Origin of the sequence: Cyclobacterium qasimii M12-11B (assembly GCF_000427295.1) — a bacterium.
Taxonomy (GTDB): Bacteria; Bacteroidota; Bacteroidia; order Cytophagales; family Cyclobacteriaceae; genus Cyclobacterium; species Cyclobacterium qasimii.
This window is the reverse complement of record NZ_ATNM01000065.1, coordinates 28,153-44,767: the sequence shown is the minus strand read 5'-3', so window position 1 is coordinate 44,767 and position 16,615 is coordinate 28,153. Positions and strand designations below refer to the sequence as shown.

General features: G+C 41.0%; 16 protein-coding genes. All 16 read left to right on the top strand.

Annotated features, from left to right (window positions below):
* Nucleotides 1–27 precede the first annotated feature (27 nt).
* The 16 genes from ADICYQ_RS06475 (at nt 28) to ADICYQ_RS29290 (ending at nt 16,215) form a co-directional block, all read left to right on the top strand.
* On the top strand, nt 28–897 hold the full coding sequence (locus tag ADICYQ_RS06475; protein ID WP_051160136.1) for a sialidase family protein: 870 nt from the start codon (nt 28–30) through the stop codon (nt 895–897).
* The gene (locus ADICYQ_RS25830) at nt 875–1,144 is read left to right on the top strand and encodes a sialidase family protein (RefSeq protein WP_152520468.1); all 270 of its coding nucleotides are present in this window, start codon (nt 875–877) and stop codon (nt 1,142–1,144) included. Before ADICYQ_RS06475 ends, ADICYQ_RS25830 begins: the two co-directional genes overlap by 23 nt.
* An 11-nt stretch (nt 1,145–1,155) precedes the next feature.
* Nucleotides 1,156–2,322: a sialidase family protein gene (locus ADICYQ_RS06470; RefSeq protein WP_040414889.1), complete on the top strand. Its 1,167-nt coding sequence runs from the start codon at nt 1,156–1,158 to the stop codon at nt 2,320–2,322.
* A 5-nt stretch (nt 2,323–2,327) separates the two neighbouring features.
* Entirely contained in the window at nt 2,328–3,869 is a 1,542-nt protein-coding gene (locus ADICYQ_RS06465) for a sulfatase family protein (RefSeq protein WP_020891865.1), read from the top strand.
* 46 nt (nt 3,870–3,915) lie between these two features.
* Nucleotides 3,916–5,034, top strand: a complete 1,119-nt coding sequence (locus tag ADICYQ_RS06460) for a sialidase family protein (protein WP_040414887.1) — start codon at nt 3,916–3,918, stop codon at nt 5,032–5,034.
* A gap of 60 nt (nt 5,035–5,094) precedes the next feature.
* Complete coding sequence (locus ADICYQ_RS06455) at nt 5,095–5,859, top strand: SGNH/GDSL hydrolase family protein (RefSeq protein WP_020891863.1); 765 nt, start codon at nt 5,095–5,097, stop codon at nt 5,857–5,859.
* 7 nt (nt 5,860–5,866) lie between these two features.
* Entirely contained in the window at nt 5,867–6,760 is an 894-nt protein-coding gene (locus ADICYQ_RS06450) for a succinylglutamate desuccinylase/aspartoacylase family protein (protein ID WP_020891862.1), read from the top strand.
* A gap of 10 nt (nt 6,761–6,770) precedes the next feature.
* Nucleotides 6,771–7,595 carry an SDR family NAD(P)-dependent oxidoreductase gene (locus ADICYQ_RS06445; RefSeq protein WP_020891861.1) on the top strand — a complete coding sequence of 275 codons (825 nt, stop codon included), beginning with the start codon at nt 6,771–6,773 and terminating at the stop codon, nt 7,593–7,595.
* Nucleotides 7,592–8,683, top strand: a complete 1,092-nt coding sequence (locus tag ADICYQ_RS06440; RefSeq protein WP_020891860.1) for a threonine synthase — start codon at nt 7,592–7,594, stop codon at nt 8,681–8,683. Before ADICYQ_RS06445 ends, ADICYQ_RS06440 begins: the two co-directional genes overlap by 4 nt.
* 18 nt (nt 8,684–8,701) lie before the next feature.
* Complete coding sequence (locus ADICYQ_RS06435; protein WP_020891859.1) at nt 8,702–9,616, top strand: dihydrodipicolinate synthase family protein; 915 nt, start codon at nt 8,702–8,704, stop codon at nt 9,614–9,616.
* 265 nt (nt 9,617–9,881) lie between these two features.
* Nucleotides 9,882–10,262: a RidA family protein gene (locus ADICYQ_RS06430; protein ID WP_020891857.1), complete on the top strand. Its 381-nt coding sequence runs from the start codon at nt 9,882–9,884 to the stop codon at nt 10,260–10,262.
* Nucleotides 10,252–11,739 (top strand): M81 family metallopeptidase, encoded by a 1,488-nt coding sequence (locus ADICYQ_RS06425; RefSeq protein ID WP_040414856.1) that lies wholly within the window; start codon nt 10,252–10,254, stop codon nt 11,737–11,739. The genes ADICYQ_RS06430 and ADICYQ_RS06425 overlap by 11 nt, the downstream gene beginning before the upstream one ends.
* A gap of 5 nt (nt 11,740–11,744) precedes the next feature.
* Nucleotides 11,745–12,617: an SMP-30/gluconolactonase/LRE family protein gene (locus tag ADICYQ_RS06420; RefSeq protein WP_020891855.1), complete on the top strand. Its 873-nt coding sequence runs from the start codon at nt 11,745–11,747 to the stop codon at nt 12,615–12,617.
* The gene (locus tag ADICYQ_RS06415; RefSeq protein ID WP_020891854.1) at nt 12,618–13,625 is read left to right on the top strand and encodes a Gfo/Idh/MocA family protein; all 1,008 of its coding nucleotides are present in this window, start codon (nt 12,618–12,620) and stop codon (nt 13,623–13,625) included.
* Between the two features lie 32 nt (nt 13,626–13,657).
* Nucleotides 13,658–15,463, top strand: coding sequence for a sodium:solute symporter family transporter (locus tag ADICYQ_RS29295; protein ID WP_020891853.1), 1,806 nt, complete (start codon nt 13,658–13,660; stop codon nt 15,461–15,463).
* Nucleotides 15,409–16,215, top strand: coding sequence for a sodium:solute symporter family transporter (locus tag ADICYQ_RS29290; RefSeq protein WP_262485364.1), 807 nt, complete (start codon nt 15,409–15,411; stop codon nt 16,213–16,215). Before ADICYQ_RS29295 ends, ADICYQ_RS29290 begins: the two co-directional genes overlap by 55 nt.
* Nucleotides 16,216–16,615 lie beyond the last annotated feature (400 nt).

The window sequence follows — 16,615 nt, the reverse complement described above, 5'->3', positions numbered from 1 at the left end:
ATGGCGCCTATGTGCAAAACGATATTGATGAAAGAAATTAGATTTTTGGTATTATCGGGTTTGATCCTTCTGAGTTTTGTGAATTTTTCTGAAGCACAGGTACTACTGAATCCTTCAGAAGTGGTGCTTCATATTGGAGAAGACGGTATTCCTCCTAGAAATAGCGAGGGAGCCTTTATTCAATTGAAAGACGGAAGGATTTTATTTGCCTATTCCAAATTCGAAGGAGGATCTGGTGACCATGCAAATGGATCAATCGCTGGACGCTATTCTTCAGATGGAGGAAAAACCTGGACCAAAAATGATGAGATAATCGTTTCCAATGAAGGGGGTATGAATGTCATGTCCGTGTCATTTTTAAGGTTAGACAACGGTTCAATCGCTATTTTCTACGCTAGAAAAAATTCTTTGGACGATTGCAAACCCTTTATGCGGATCTCTAATGACGAAGCACAAACCTGGTCCGCCCCCATCCCTATGATCAATGACAAGGATGGTTATTTCGTTTTGAACAATGACAGGGTAATTCAACTTCCTGGCGGAAGACTTTTGGCACCTGTTTCACTGCATAAAACTGCTGGAGTTGATTTTAGCATGCGTGGTAGTATTTACTGCTACTACTCCGACGACCAGGGTAAAACCTGGAACAGTAGCCAGGAAATGCCCAACCAAGACAATGTCGTCGTGCAAGAACCCGGGGTGGTATTGCTAAAAAATGGTGACATTATGATGTGGTTAAGAACCGATAGAGGTGTCCAGTACTTAAGTACATCCCAAGATAGTGGACTTACCTGGGAAGAAGTTCATCCTTCAAAAAATTGTCTCACCCAGAGCTCCAGCCTCTCTAAAAAGAATCCCGAAAACCGGAGACCTTTTGTTGATTTGGAACAACAATAAAAGTTTAGATAAAAAGACAGCTACTTTCAGAACGCCACTGACAGCGGCCATTTCTAAGGATGAGGGCAAAAGTTGGAAGCACCTAAAAGTACTTGAAAATGACCCTGAAGGTTTTTTCTGCTATACAGCCATCTCTTTTGTAGACAATGAAGTATTACTTGGGTATATGGCTGCAGAGCGATTGGGATTAAAAGAAAAAATACCTTTGGTAGTGCGGAAATTAAATTTGGATGAATTTTACGACTAAATGATATGAATATGACAATGAACAAATTGAGTGGCGCAATCAAAATGTTGGTTTTAACTGCTTTGATAGCCTATGGTTGTGGCGGTAAGCCAGTAGAAGACCAAACAGCCGAATCCGATACCACTGCGAAAGAGATTGAAAGTATTCCTGGTAGTTTAGTTTTAAACCCTGGAGACAATAACCCAAGAAACAGTGAAGGTGATTTTATTGAGCTAGAAGATGGAAGAATGCTTTTCGTCTATTCTCATTATTATGGCGAATCTTCCAGTGATCATGCAACAGCTTATTTGGCTGGAAGGTATTCAGATGATAAAGGACAGACCTGGACTTCAGAGGATGTGGAAGTTTTGCCAAATGAAGGTGGAATGAATGTGATGTCAGTTTCCTTGTTGCGATTGCAAAATGGTGACATCGCCCTGTTTTATTTGAGGAAAAACAATACAGACGATTGTATTCCTTATATGAGAATTTCAAAGGATGAAGCCAAAACCTGGTCAGAACCTATTGCATGTATTACCGACAATGAAGGTTATTTTGTACTTAACAATGACAGGGTTATTCAACTTGAAGATGGTACTCTAGTTCTTGCTGTAGCCAAACATGCTGGCCCTGGGATGGAATGGAGAGGTAGAGCTGACCTTTTTTCTTATTCTTCTACTGACAACGGACAAACATGGGAAAGTAGCGAATTGGTACCTAACCCAAAAGAAATAGTTTTGCAAGAGCCAGGCTTAGTTGAACTTAATGATGGTTCACTTTTGATGGTCATTAGGACAGATGCAGGCGTTCAATGCTATTCTTATTCCAAAGACAAAGGGAAAACCTGGTCAGAAGTAGAAAAAAGTACTTTGGTTTCCCCCGTGTCACCAGCGACAATTGAAAGAATTCCTGGAACAGGAGATTTATTGGCTGTTTGGAACAATAACTTATCAGAAGATCCAGATGTGGCCAAGCTTAGGACACCTTTGAGCTCAGCCATTTCTAAAGACGAAGGAAAAACATGGAGCAATTACAAGACTTTGGAGAACGATCCTGATGGTTGGTACTGCTATATCGCCATGGATTTTGTAGGTGATGATGTGTTATTGGGCTATTGTGCAGGTAACAGACCAGCTGGAACAAGCCTTTCAGTTACCAAAGTAACTAAGCTAAGTACGGACTGGTTTTATAAAGATTAATTAACATGAAAGAACTTTTAGGCAACAGATTTAAATTGATTTTATCAGGTTTACTACTCTTGGTATTGATGGCTTCATGCGAATCTGGCCTGAAAAGTTCTGGAGAAACAAAACCCAATATTATTCTAATTGTTTCAGAAGATCATGGGCAAGACCTTGGTGCTTATGGTAATAGCATAGTAACAACTCCAAACATTGACGCATTGGCAGAAAATGGAGTCCTATTTGAAAATGCCTATACCACGTATTCTGTCTGTAGCCCCTCCAGAGGCTCAATTTTGACGGGGCTTTATCCTCATCAAAATGGTCAGATAGGATTGGCCACACATGATTTTGAAATGTATAAGGCCTTTGATAACATCCCTTTCTATTTGAAAGAAGAGGGGTATAGTACAGGATGCCTGGGAAAACTGCATGTCAATCCAGAATCAGCATTTCCATTCGACTTTCATGAAATTGAAAGCTCAAATTTTGCCAAGGAAAAAATGGGTGATTATGCGGTTAAAGCGTCTGAGTTTATCAGAGCTGCAGGTGAACAACCATTTTTTCTTATGGTCAATTTTCCTGATGCACATTTCCCTCTATTAAGGAAGGTTGAAGGTCTTCCTACGATTGAAGTTACGGGAGACAATGTGTCAAGTACACTGCCTTTTGTAGGTGCAAATACAGAACGACTGAGAGAGCAGACTGCGGACTATTATAGTCAGATTAATCGATTGGATGAATCTATTGGAATGTTGTTGGATTCTCTTAAAGCTACTGGAAAAGCAGAAAACACCTTGATAATTTTCCTCAGTGATCATGGGGCTCAGTTTTCCAGAGGTAAAACCACAAATTATGAAGCAGGCCTAAAAATACCTTTAATAGTGAACTGGCCAGGAAAATTAACTGGAGGACAGGTGATGCATGATGAACTGGTATCTGTAATCGATATTTTTCCAACCATAGTGGATGCGGTTTCTGACCAAAAACAATCGGGACTTCCTGGAAAATCGCTTTTAGCGGTAGGTAAAGGGAAGGATAGTGGGCATGAGTATATTTTTGCAGGAGGAATGATTGGAACGGCTAAGTATTTTTATCCTAAAAGAAGTGTTCGAGGCAAACAATACAAGTTGATTCATAATTTGTTCAGTGGAACGCCTGATCCCTACTTTTCCGTGTATACGGATCATATTTATCCAACTGTTTTGTCAGGTACTTCCAGAGAAGAAATAGCCTCATTATCAGATGAACTTAAAGAAGTTTATGAGCGCTGGGAGAACCCACCTGCTTTTGAGTTTTATGATTTGGAGAATGACCCTTGGGAGTTTAGAAATCTGGCAGATGATCCCAATTATAAGGAGGAGATGGAGCGCTTAAAGCGTGTGCTTAATAATTGGAGGATAGATACAAGAGACCCATTTATGGATTCAGTTAATGTAAAAATGATCAGGGAAGAAGTTGACTCAATAAACAAGTATTATCCAGATCATAGCTATCAAAAAGACAGCTCTTTTCATTGGCGATATCCGGATTATTTTGGGCGTTATGTTTTGGAAGAGAATTAACCTACCATAGAAAATAGTTAAAAATATGAATGGAAATAATTTAAGTATGAAGCTAGGTAAGGGATTGATTTTTCTATTCCTCCTTTTTAGTTTTTCCGCCTTGGATGAGTTAAAAGCCCAGGATAGAAAAACTGTTTTGCAGTTGGATCCAGGAGAAAACAATCCCCGAAACAGTGAGGGAGATTTTATCCGCTTAAAAGATGGGCGGATCATGTTTATTTACACCCATTTTACGGGCAAATCCGCCAGTGATTTTGGCTCCGCTTTTTTGGCAGCAAGGTATTCTGAAGATGATGGTCAAACCTGGACTGATGAGGACAGGACCATAGTTCCAAATGATGGGAGAATGAATGTCATGTCCGTTTCATTATTGAGACTCCAGGATGGCAATATTGCATTGTTTTACGCTCGTAAAAACGGTTTAAGCGATTGCAAACCCTTGATGCGAATTTCCAAAGATGAAGGAGAAACCTGGTCAGCACCTACATCTTGTATTACGGATCGGGAAGGATACTTTGTCCTCAATAATAACAGGGTGCTCCAATTGGAAAATGGCAGGTTGATAATGCCTGTAGCCTTACACAGAACTTCGGAAGGAGAAGATTTCAACGAAAATGGTCAGTTATTCACCTATTTTTCCGATGACAATGGCGCAACCTGGAAGTCAGGAAAAGAAGTGAAAAACCAAAACAATATCGTCTTTCAAGAGCCTGGTTTGGTTGCCCTGAAAAACGGAAAATTGATGATGATTATTCGTACTGATGATGGTGTGCAATATTCCTCTTATTCTAAAAACTTAGGAAAGAAATGGACTCCCGCAAAACCTACAAATATTTCATCTCCAGTCTCTCCGGCTACTATTGCAAGAATCCCTTCTACAGGGGATTTATTGATGGTCTGGAACAATAACGGAGTAAAACAAGGAATGTACAAGGGGAAAAGGACCCCATTGAATATTGCCATTTCTAAAGATGAAGGCAAAACCTGGGAAAGCGAAAAAGTTTTGGAAGATGATCCTGATGGTTGGTATTGTTATACGGCCATTCATTTTGTAAATGATGATGAGGTCTTACTCTCCTATTGTGCGGGGGATAGACCTGCAGGAACAGGGCTTTCCGTAACCAGATTGACGCTTTTAGATTTGGATTGGGTTTACGGAGAATAAGTAATTCGATATGTTATTGAAGCCTGAAATATATTTGGCTAGCATAAATTTAATGCAGAGATGAACCTATTAGTTGTTTTGTTTTTATTAAAGTTATTGCCATTGACGGTAGTGGATGCCGTTTTTAATGCCAATTTCAAACAGCGCGCTGAAACAGAAACCGTTTCCTTGATGGGGGATAAACTAAAAGTTGTCGCTTTTGGGAACTCAATAACAGCAACACGAAGTACCATAGAACAGGTTTTTGCCCAAAGGTTGCCTTCACTGCTTTTGGAGAAAGGCATAGCGGCAGAAGTGATCAATTCCGGGATTCCAGGAAGTCATACTGGTAGCATTAAAGACCATGATTTATTCAAAATTAAACATGGTATGGACAGATTCGAAACGGATGTCCTAGCTCATAATCCTGATTTGGTGATCATAGGTTTTGGTACCAATGATGCCCATATAGATGATTCCGGGCCTGATGGGAAATCAAGAATTCCATTAAAACAGTATAAAAGCAACCTGGAATTCATGATAAAGGAACTACAATCCCGAGGGACTAAGGTCCTTTTAATCGCACCGAATGGACTGAGAGGAAAGTATCCTGAATACCAGAATGTTAGGCTGAAACAATATGTAGCCGTTGTTAAAAAGCTATCAAATAAATACAAGACAGGTCTGGTGGACAATTTCAAGCTGTTTTCCGACTATTATGACAGTAAGGAAAATACAGTAGAAGAAATATTACTGGACGGGGTGCATCCCAATGACAAGGGGCATGCACTAATGGCAGACAAAATATGCCAAGAAATAGTTAGAATCGAAAAGTTGAAAAATTAAATTAAAAATGGCTGAATTATTTTCGTCCCATATTATCAAGGCTTCTAAAGAAGGCCCAAATGGGCTTATAATTGCAGGGGTTCACGGTGATGAATACGAACCTGTCCTGGCGGTGTTGAAGTTAATTAACCAGTTGAAAGAGACCTTGATAGCTGGTTCGATTACACTTGTGCCAATTACTAATAGAAACGCCTATTTTTCAGGAGCACGGGTAGGAGAAGACAAGCTTGACCTTGCCAGGACTTGCCCTGGAGATTCTCAAGGTACCATTACCCAACAAGTTGCTGCAGAAATAAGTGAGCTGATCAAAAAAGCAGATTTCTTTATTGACATGCACACGGGAGGAGACTTGTTTGATATTTCTCCCCTTTCAGGTTATATGTTGCACCAGGACCCATCGGTTTTGGACACTCAGAGAGCCATGGCAGCCGCTTTTAACTTGCCTATTGTTTGGGGAACAAGTCCTGAACTAGAGGGAAGAACTTTATCAGTAGCAAGGGATGCCAATGTGCCGGCTATTTATAGTGAGTACAGAGGTGGAGGTTACCGGGCAGAAGGGGTGGATGACCTTGTTGAAGGTTGTGAGAATGTATTGAAGTATTTCGGTATGTTGCCTGGCCAGGCCAGTCAGGCAAACATTCAATATACGCTTGAAGACAATAAGCCTGGAAGTGGGCATTTGCAGGTGATGCATCCTGCCCCTGAAGAAGGGATATTTATTGCTCAGGTTGATTTGGGTGATTCCGTTAGCGAAGGAGATAAGTTGGGGTATTTACTAAGAGAGAATGGGGAGAAAGGAGCGGACATCATTGCGCAACGATCAGGAATGGTATTCTTAAAAAGGGCGGTGCCTATGGCAAAGGCAGGAGATGCACTTGCTGGAATTTTACCAATACAATAAATAGCATTAAATGAAAAGTGAAGAGGAAAACAAGCCTAGGGTAGTTATTGTTACCGGCGCTTCTAGAGGCATAGGCAAGGCAATTACAGAGGCTTTTGTTGCCAATGGTGATTTTGTTGCCATGGTTTCAGAAAACAAAGATGAATTGCAGGACGCAGCGAATTCTCTTTCAAAACCAGAAAATGTTTTGGTCTTAGATGGAGACCTGGCAATAGATGATTTTGTGGATGAAATCGTGGAGGCGACATTTAGTAAATGGGGTAGAATAGATGTTTTAATTAACAATGCAGCTTGGAGAACCATTGAGACTTTGAATACCATTTCCAGGGAAAATTGGGAAAAGACCTTAAAGATCTGTCTCACCTCTCCGGTATTTCTTTCGAAATTGGCAGCAAAAAAGATGGCGTCTGGACGCAAGGGAGGAGTAATTGTCCACCTGAGCAGTGTTATGGCAGAAAGAGCAGGAGGTTCAAGCCCAGCCTATATTGCTGCAAAAGGTGCTTTGTTAAGCTTAACCTATGAAATGGCAGCCTTGTATGGGCCGTCAGGTATCAGAGTTGTAGCGGTTTGCCCTGGAAATGTAACCACGGCCATGAGCAGTAATTTCAAAGATACCGAAGGCATTGATGTAAGTCAGAGCCTGGTGAATGAAATGGAAGACATGACACCTCTACAACGAAGTGCCTCACCTGAGGAAATTGCTAACGGCGTTTTCTGGTTGGCTTCTGACAATGCTTCTTTTGTAAATGGGACCTCATTGGTTATCGATGGAGGATTTACCCATAATTTCAATAGTTATAAAAACAAGAACCTACAATTCCCCAACGAATTTTGAAAGGAATAAGCAAATACACACCGTTATTAAATTTACCCCAGGGAATAGCACCATTTTCATTGGGAGAAGGAAATACGCCCTTGATTAAGTCAAGGCAAATTGGCCCTGAATTGGGTTTTCCAAACCTTTATTTCAAATTGGAATCCTCCAATCCTTCCGGTTCCTACAAAGACCGCTTCGCTGCTTTTGCCATAGCAGATGTTTTGGCGAATAAAGGCAAGATTTGCTTGGCTACCTCCAGTGGGAATACTGGTGCCGCACTCGCTGCTTATGCAGCCGCAGCAGGTATTCCTTGCAAAATTGCGATAGTAGATGGCGCGCCTGAAGGTAAATTAAAACAAATGAGGGCTTATGGTGCCTCTTTGTATGTTATTAAAGAATTTGGAAAGAACAGTGAAGTAAGCGAAAGGGTATTCGACAAGCTTGGTGAAGTAGCTATAGAAAACAATACCCGCTTACAAGTAAGTGCTTTTAAGTACAGTCCTATTGGGATGACAGGCGTACAAACGATAAGTTTTGAGCTGGCAGAAGACCTTGAGCATGTGGGCAATGTATTTGTACCGTCCGGAGGTGGAGGCTTGGCCTTGGCGATTGCCAGAGGCTTTCAAACATGGAAATGCCAGCATGCAAATTTTGAAGTGCCAAAAGTGCATTGCGTTCAACCTGAGGGAAATGATACCATTGCCGGAAATCTGAGAAAAGGCTTGGAAGAAGCCCAGGCTGTAACAAATGCCACGACTAAAGTGAGCGGGCTTCAAGTGGCCAATGTAATAGACGGAACGGAAACCTTAAGAGAATGCAAGGCAACTGGTGGAAATGGTTTTTTGGTCAGTGATGAAGAGACCTTTGAATGTCAGCGATTATTGGCAATAAAAGAAGGGATATACACAGAACCTGCGGGTGCGGTAGCTTTGGCGGGATGGATGAAAGCGGTAGCCGCTGGTGAAGTGGATAAAGATGCCAATGCAGTTTGTATTGTCTCTGGAAGTGGATTTAAAGACCCCGATGCCGTTGAAGAGTTGATTGTCCACAACCCGGTAAGCTATTTAAGTAGTTATAAAGAAATGGATCAATATTTTGCAGTATAAAAGATAAATCAATTAAATATGTATGAAAATTTGAAAGGGGTATGGCCAGCAATGCTTACTCCAATGGATGGCAATGGTCGTCCTGAATTTAAGCAGTTAGAGAAGTGGGTAGATGTTTTAATATCTCAGGGTGGAGTAGATGGCTTGTATCTACTTGGATCTACAGGTCAAGGGTTTTTACTAAGTGAAGCTGACAGAAACAAGGTGACTGAGATTACTGCAGATGTCAATGCGGGTAGAGTGCCAATTATGGTACAGGTAGGTTCCATGACGACACAGGAGTCTGTACGTTTAGCCAAGCATGCTGCTTCATGCAAAATAGATGGTATTTCCTCTGTTGCGCCTGTTTATTATGGTCCTACAGACGGAAGTTCAGGGATGGCATTGGAACATTATCGAGCTATTGCTACCGCTACAGATTTGCCTTTCTTTCCTTACCAATTGGGTTCCACCAGTTTTTCAGACGGATTGGGCGGATTTGTAAATAAATTACTCAAGATGCCTAATATGGTGGGCATGAAATTGACTACCAATAACCTTCTTGAGATTAGTACCATTTCTTATAGTTCAAAGGGTGAGTTGGTGCTTTTTAGTGGAGCAGATGAATTGATGTGTCATGCAGTCTTATGTGGTACTAATGGTGCCATTGGTTCTTATTATAATGTTTTCGAGCCTGAGTGTAAACATGTTCGAGATGCATTTGTAAAAGGGGATGTGGCATTGGCAACAGACTTCATGCTGGTTTTCCAAGAGGTAATTGCTGAAACCTTACCAAATATCTGGACTTTCTTTAGACAAGCCATTCAAATGAGGTATGGAGTAGATATTGGGGCTTCTATAGCACCAGTGGGTAATACCAATAAAGTTTGGGAAGACAAGAAAGTGGAAGAATTGATTGATAGAGTTGTAAAAGCAGCAAAAATAGGTGCTTAATATTGGATTGGGATATTGCTATCCTAATACATGGTAAAATCACACGATAATCAGGCAGATAGTCTGGTTATCATGTGGTTTTACCAATCCCCTGAAGAATGTTCAGGACAGGCCCTGATAAAAGTTCAGGACGGGTTATTTCGAATTCTTTCGTATAATCTGGATTAATAATAATATTTGACTGATCAGATTTGTAAATTGTATTTAAAATCCACCCAATTAAAATCCGGGTAAAACAAATCACAGAAAAACGATTAAAAAAATTATGGTAAACAAAGAAGTTATTTCAGGCGAAGGTGTTCCAAGAAGTCCATTGCCTTTTTCTCCAGCACTCAAAGTAAACAATATGGTCTTCGTTTCTGGCCAGGCTTCGGTTGATGAAAATGGGAAAATCGTAAACGACACATTTGAAAATGAAGTAAGAAGATCTTTTGATAACGCTAAAAAGATCCTGGCGGCCGCTGGTTTAGATTTTAGTGATGTGGTTCAGGTGAGAAACTACGTAGGAAATCAAGAGGACCTGGCGGAATTTAACGCCATTTATAAAGAATACTTTCAGGCACCATTTCCTGCTAGAACTACCTTGATTGGTTGCTTGGGTACTTTGCTGAAATTTGAAGTAGATTTAGTAGCATATGTTGAATAGTTCAAAAAAACGCATTGGTATAATCGGTGTTTACCATGAATCAAACACCTTTTTAGACCAGGAAACTACTTGGGGAGATTTCGAAAATGGACACCTGCTGTATGGACAGGATGTTATAGCCGAATACCGTGATGCTTTTCATGAAATTGGTGGCATGGTTTCGATTTTAAGCGCTGAAGAGGACATAGAACTTGTCCCTTTGTTTTATGCTGAAGCGACTCCAGGAGGAATAATTGCTGAAGAAACGGCTATTCGCTTAATCAAAGAAGTGGAGCGAACCCTAAAAGAGGCTCCTCAATTAGATGGCTTAATGGTAGTGCCTCATGGTGCTGGTGTTAGTGTGCCCTATTTGGATTTTGATGGTCATTGGTTAAAAATGGTTCGGGAAATCCTGGGGCCAGATCTTCCTATTATTGGCACCATTGATCCACATTGCAATCTAAGTGAGACAATGGTGGAGGCGGTAGATGCGCTTGTTGCTTACAAAACCAATCCTCATGTAGACCAAAGAGATGTAGGTAAATCAGCAGCTATCTTGATGGTGGATACGCTTAAGGGCAAGATAAAGCCTGAAATGTTTCTTATGCAAACGAAGGTGGCAATAAGCATTGAAATGCAGCACACTGGATCTGATCCTTGCAAAACCTTATTTGCCTTTGCCAGGGAAATTCAGGATGATCCTGGCGTATTGTCTACAAATGTTGTTTTGGGATTTCCTTATGCTGATGTACCAGAAATGGGAACGAGCTTTATTGTGATAACCAATAACGATAAATACCTGGCAGAAAATAAAGCAAATGTTTTAAATGATTATTTGCTTAAAAACCACCAGGATTTTTCTGGAAAGAAAATAGGCTTGGAAGAATTGCCGGAGCATATCGACAAAGCTGAAAAACCTTTGCTGATACTGGATATGGGTGACAATGTTGGTGGCGGTTCACCGGCAGACAGCACCTTTCTTCTTGATGTTTTGGAATCCTGTTCTGGAGTAAAAAGTTTTGTGTGTATCTATGATCCTGAAGCAGTAGCTGAAATTAAGGCGAAGAATCCAGAAGGGTATTACACTATAAATATTGGCGCAAAAACAGACAAATTACATGGTGAAACCATGTCTTTGGAAGTGAAACTGGAGGAAATTGTAGATGGGAAATTCACAGAGAAAGAACCAAGACATGGTGGACAGGTCAACTTCAATATGGGAGAAACAGCCATTGTAACCAGCAAAGCCGGCAATACCATTATGCTTACCTCCTTGCGTATTGTACCATTTAGTCTTCAGCAATTGCTTCATTTTAATATTGACCCATCGTCCTATGATGTGTTGGTGGCAAAAGGAGTTAATGCGCCATTGGCAGCTTACCAATCTGTATGCAAAACGATTTTAAGGGCCAATACCCCTGGCGTTACAAGGGCAGATATGGCAAGTTTGACTTACAAGCACCGAAGAAAACCTTTGTTTCCATTGGATAAAATATAAGTTAAATGAAGAAAGGAAACCACATTCACCAGAAGCTCCCTGATCCTAATGCCATCCAGCCAGAAATCATGTTGGAGCTGGAATATTATACAGAGGGGCCAGTTTTAGGGAATGATGGTTTCCTTTATTACACGAATCTGGCAGGTGAAGGAATTTACCGGTATCAAGATGAAAAACCCAAACTATGGGCCAAAGGAAAACGGCCAAATGGACAAGCGATCATAGCCAATGGAGACCACCTGCTCTGTGACAGTTTGTCTGCCAGAGTAACAAGGTATGACCGGGAGGGGAAGCTACTGGGAGATGTATCTCCTGCTGAAATCAATGGGGTGACGATCAGTTGTCCCAATGATGTCGCAGTGCATACAGACAAAGGTTTCTTTTTCACCGATTCCATAAGGCACAATGGGGGTGTATATTTTGTAGGCTGGGAGGGTGAGGCATATGCTGTCGCCACTGGTATTGATTTCCCAAATGGCATTGTGTTCCATAAAGATAAAAATGTATTGTACATCGCTGAAAGCTATAAAAACAGGATATTGAAAATAGACCTGAGTCTTCCTGAAACAAGCCCTGATTCCTTAACGGTGCTGGCAACCTTGCCATTTAATGATAAAAACAAGGAGACCGGAAACCTTCCGGATGGTTTGGCGATGGATAGGGAAGGCAGAATATGGGTTGCTCATTATGGAATGCAGGCCATACAGGTGCTTTCGGAGGAGGGGGAATTGCTCGCTAGCTACGATTCGGGTATTCCACTTACCAGCAACCTTTGCTTTGCAGGTGGCTATTTATGGATAACAGGTGGAGTAGGCGAACCAGGGCCAGGTAAAGTAAGCCGAATTAACATTGGCATTGAAGGCATGCCATTGAATTAAATGGACAGAACAAAGAAGGAAATGATAGGGATTGGAATTATAGGTGCGGGAAATTTTAGCTCAAGACATATTGAAGCCATACAAAAAATCCCATCACTTGAATTGAAGGCAATTTGCAGAAGAGATGCAGCTTCATTATCCATACTCACTGACAAATACAATCTTAAAGGAGTTACAGATTACCGCGAATTGATATGTGATCCTGAGATAGGTGCCGTTCTTATTGCCACGCCCCACCATTTGCATACAAAGATTGCTCTTGAGGCCGCTGCCGCAGGAAAGCATATTTTGCTAGAAAAGCCTATGGCATCAACTTATTCAGACTGTAAAGCCATCCATGAAGCCAGTGTTAAATCAGGCGTAAAGTTAATGATTGGGCAAGTCGCTCAATTTTCACCTTCTTTTATTGCTGCAAAAACTGCTATTGCTTCTGGAGAAATTGGTGAAATATACATGGTTAAAGCCAGCTCAATATCATTTTGGAAACATGGTGATCGGAAGGATTGGCACTTGAAGAAGGTTTCTGGTGGAGGATATTTGCTCACTGTAGCCATCCATCAATTGGATGCCTTGTGTGCTTTGATACCTTCTGATGTCAGCAGTGTTTATGCCAAAATGACCAATGCTTTTCATGAAGATGAAGTAGAGGATGGAGGGGTGATTATGCTGGGTTTCAAAAACGGTCAGAAAGCTTCCCTGCATTACTCAGGATTTAAAAATGGCGTGAATGATATCTGCATCGATTTTAACGGAAGCACAGGCAGTCTTAAAATTGACAATACCAAAGGTACTTTCTTGGGAAAGGATCAAAATTATCAGCTTCTACCTGATTCCTATTCCGAAGATTGGATGAATGAAGCTTTGGTCAATCAATGGGAGGAGTTTTCCAAAGCTATAATGGAAGACCGAGAGCCAATTGCTTCTGGTGGGCTTACCTTAAAAGCCATGGAAGTTTTATTTGCAGCTTTTGATTCTGCTGCTACAGGAGCGCCTATAAGGCTACATTAAATTAAAAATAATTACTATAATTCAATATAAAAATGCATTCAACGCTGGAAAGATACTTATTTGTTACTCTATTTTTTATTCTTGTAGTTTTTCAAGCAGTTGGTAAAGAAGTAAGATGGGAGGAATTGCCTGCTATTCCGGACAAAGAGGGTTTTGCTGGAATGTTTGCAGGCGTGAGTAATGGTGCTTTATTAGTAGGTGGCGGTGCTAATTTTCCAGAAAAGAGGCCTTGGGAAGGTGGTGAAAAAGTATGGTATGATGAGATTTACTTTATGGAAAACACTGAAGCGGGCTGGACAGTTGCGGGGCAAAAGTTACCACAACCATTGGCTTATTCTGTTTCCGGAAGTTACAAAAATAAGGTTTGGATTATAGGTGGAAATGATGCCAAAGCGCATAGCAATTTGGTCATTAGCCTGGTTTATCGTAAGGGAGAAATTGTTTTGGAAAATGATTACCCACCGCTTCCAGTTCCATTGGCAAGCATGACAGGAACAATTCTGGACGGGGTATTTTATGTTTTAGGAGGGCAGAAGACCGCTACTGGCCTTGCAGAGACAAAATTCTATTATCTTGATTTAAAGAAAAGCAAAGCAGAGATGAAGTGGGAGGAAGGCCCTGCATTTCCAGGTATGGCTAGAATCCAGGCTGTAGCCGCTTCACACAAAGAGGCATTTTATATTTTTAGTGGTTTTGGCCTTTATAAAAACACAGACGAAAGTTTAGGCAGGACCTTGTTAAAGGATGCTTACCGATTTATTCCTGGAGATCAACCTGCACAAGGAATTTGGGAGAAATTAAAAGATTTGCCCAGAGGTGTTGCCGCAGCACCTTCGCCAGCATTCAGTTTGGGTGGAGACCATATTTTGATTCCCGGTGGTCTGGATGAAAAAACATTGACGCATACTGACCCTGCAAGTCATCCTGGGTTTTTGGATAAAATGCTGGCTTACAATACCAATTCTGAGGAATGGGTAGAAATGGGAGACATGCCTGAGGGTACTTCCAGGGTTACTGCCCCATCTGTCTATTGGGATGGTTTTTGGGTTGTTCCAAATGGAGAAAAAGGCCCAGGCGTTAGGTCGCCTAAAGTTTTTGGCTTATCCGTACACAATCCATTTGGTTGGGCCAACTGGACTACTTTAGGCGCTTATTTGGCTTGTATGCTTGGGATTGGCTTCTATTTTTCAAGTAGAGAAAATACCACCACGGAATATTTTCTGGCAGGGAAGCGCATACCTTGGTGGGCAGCAGGACTAAGTATATATGGTACACAGTTAAGTGCAATTACCTTTATGGCCATTCCAGTCATTGTTTATGCCACCAATTGGCGCCTGGCAGTGGGCTCCTTTATGATTTTAGCGATTGTACCTTTGATTATTAAATTTTACCTGCCCTTTTTTAAGCGTTTAAACATTACTACGGCCTATGAATACCTGGAGTTGAGGTTTGATGTAAGGGTTCGCCTTCTGGGTAGCTTGACTTTTATTGTATTTCAGTTGGCCCGTATGGGTGTGGTACTTTATTTACCAGCCATAGCGATCTCGTCGGTAACCAATATGGATATTTTTTTGTGTATCGCCATAATGGGCGTTTTCAGTACCATCTATACGGTTTTGGGTGGTATGGAAGCCGTGATTTGGACAGATGTAATTCAGGTTGTGGTATTGTTAGGAGGAGCGTTACTATCCATATTTATAGCGATAGCCAATATTGATGGCGGTTTTTCTACAGTAATTGACGTAGGGATGGAATACCATAAATTTAAGCTGGTAGACTGGTCTTGGGATTACACACAGCTGGTTTTCTGGGTGGCCATTGTAGGGTTTTTCTTTTAAATTTAATCCCTTATACCTCAGATCAGGTAGTAATCCAACGTTACCTTACTGTGAGAGATGAAAAAGCAGCGGCGAAAAGTCTTTGGACAAATGGGATTATTACGATTCCTGGGATATTTTTATTCTTTGGTTTGGGAACTGTACTATTTGTTTATTACCTCACCAATCCAGAAAAAATTGGAAGTGCCAATCCTGAAGAGCTATTGCCTTACTATATAGTAGCAGAACTTCCTATGGGTATTGCTGGGCTAGTGATTGCTGGAATCTTTGCAGCAAGTATGTCTTCACTGGACAGTAGTATGAACAGTATCTCTACGGCCTACATCACAGACATTCACAAGTACCTAAAGCCAGGGCTCAGAGATCGGGAGTACTTAAAATTGGCCAAGACTGTTACGGTTATTATGGGGGTTTTTGGGACCTTAACAGCCGTTTGGATTGCAGCTACTGAGGTAGGGTTTATTTTTGATTTGTTCCAAAAGTTAGTGGGAATGATTGGCGGCTGTCTGGCAGGTGTTTTTATCCTGGCGATATTTAGTCAAAGAGCCAATGCAATTGGAGTGATTATTGGGACGCTTTCAGGGGCTGGGATTACTTTTATGGTCAGCAGGTATACAGATGTGAATGGATACCTCTATGGCGCTGTAGGTGTGCTAAGTTGTGTTGTCATTGGGTTTGTTTTTAGTTTAATATTCCCCAAAGGTAAAAGCCAGCCTGAAGGCCTCACTTATAAGTCAATGATAAAAAAATAACCGTTTTGTGCTTTTATGCTAGCGAATGCATTTCGAAAAGTGTCAAAATGGCAGTCAGTTAAGGCTGGTTTAAAAAGGGTTTCGCTAAAGTGGTGCTTTCTGTTTTCTAACTGTTTTACTTATTCCAATTGGAGGTGTGTCACCGTGGCATAAACAATGATGCTGATTTTTACGGCTGCAATTCTACATTTCTCTTACCTTGAGCTGTATGCAGGATAAGTTAAATGGGGCATTAGCTGTGTAGACCGTTTCATGAGGTGTCCGTTTTTACTATAAAAGTGCTGATTGTCTTTCGATTACATTGTTTTCTAAGAAAGTGGAGAACAGGCTTCTATTCGTTATGTTGTATAATCATGGTTATAAAAAACAGATCTAAATGGACTGTTTTTAAGGATTAAAA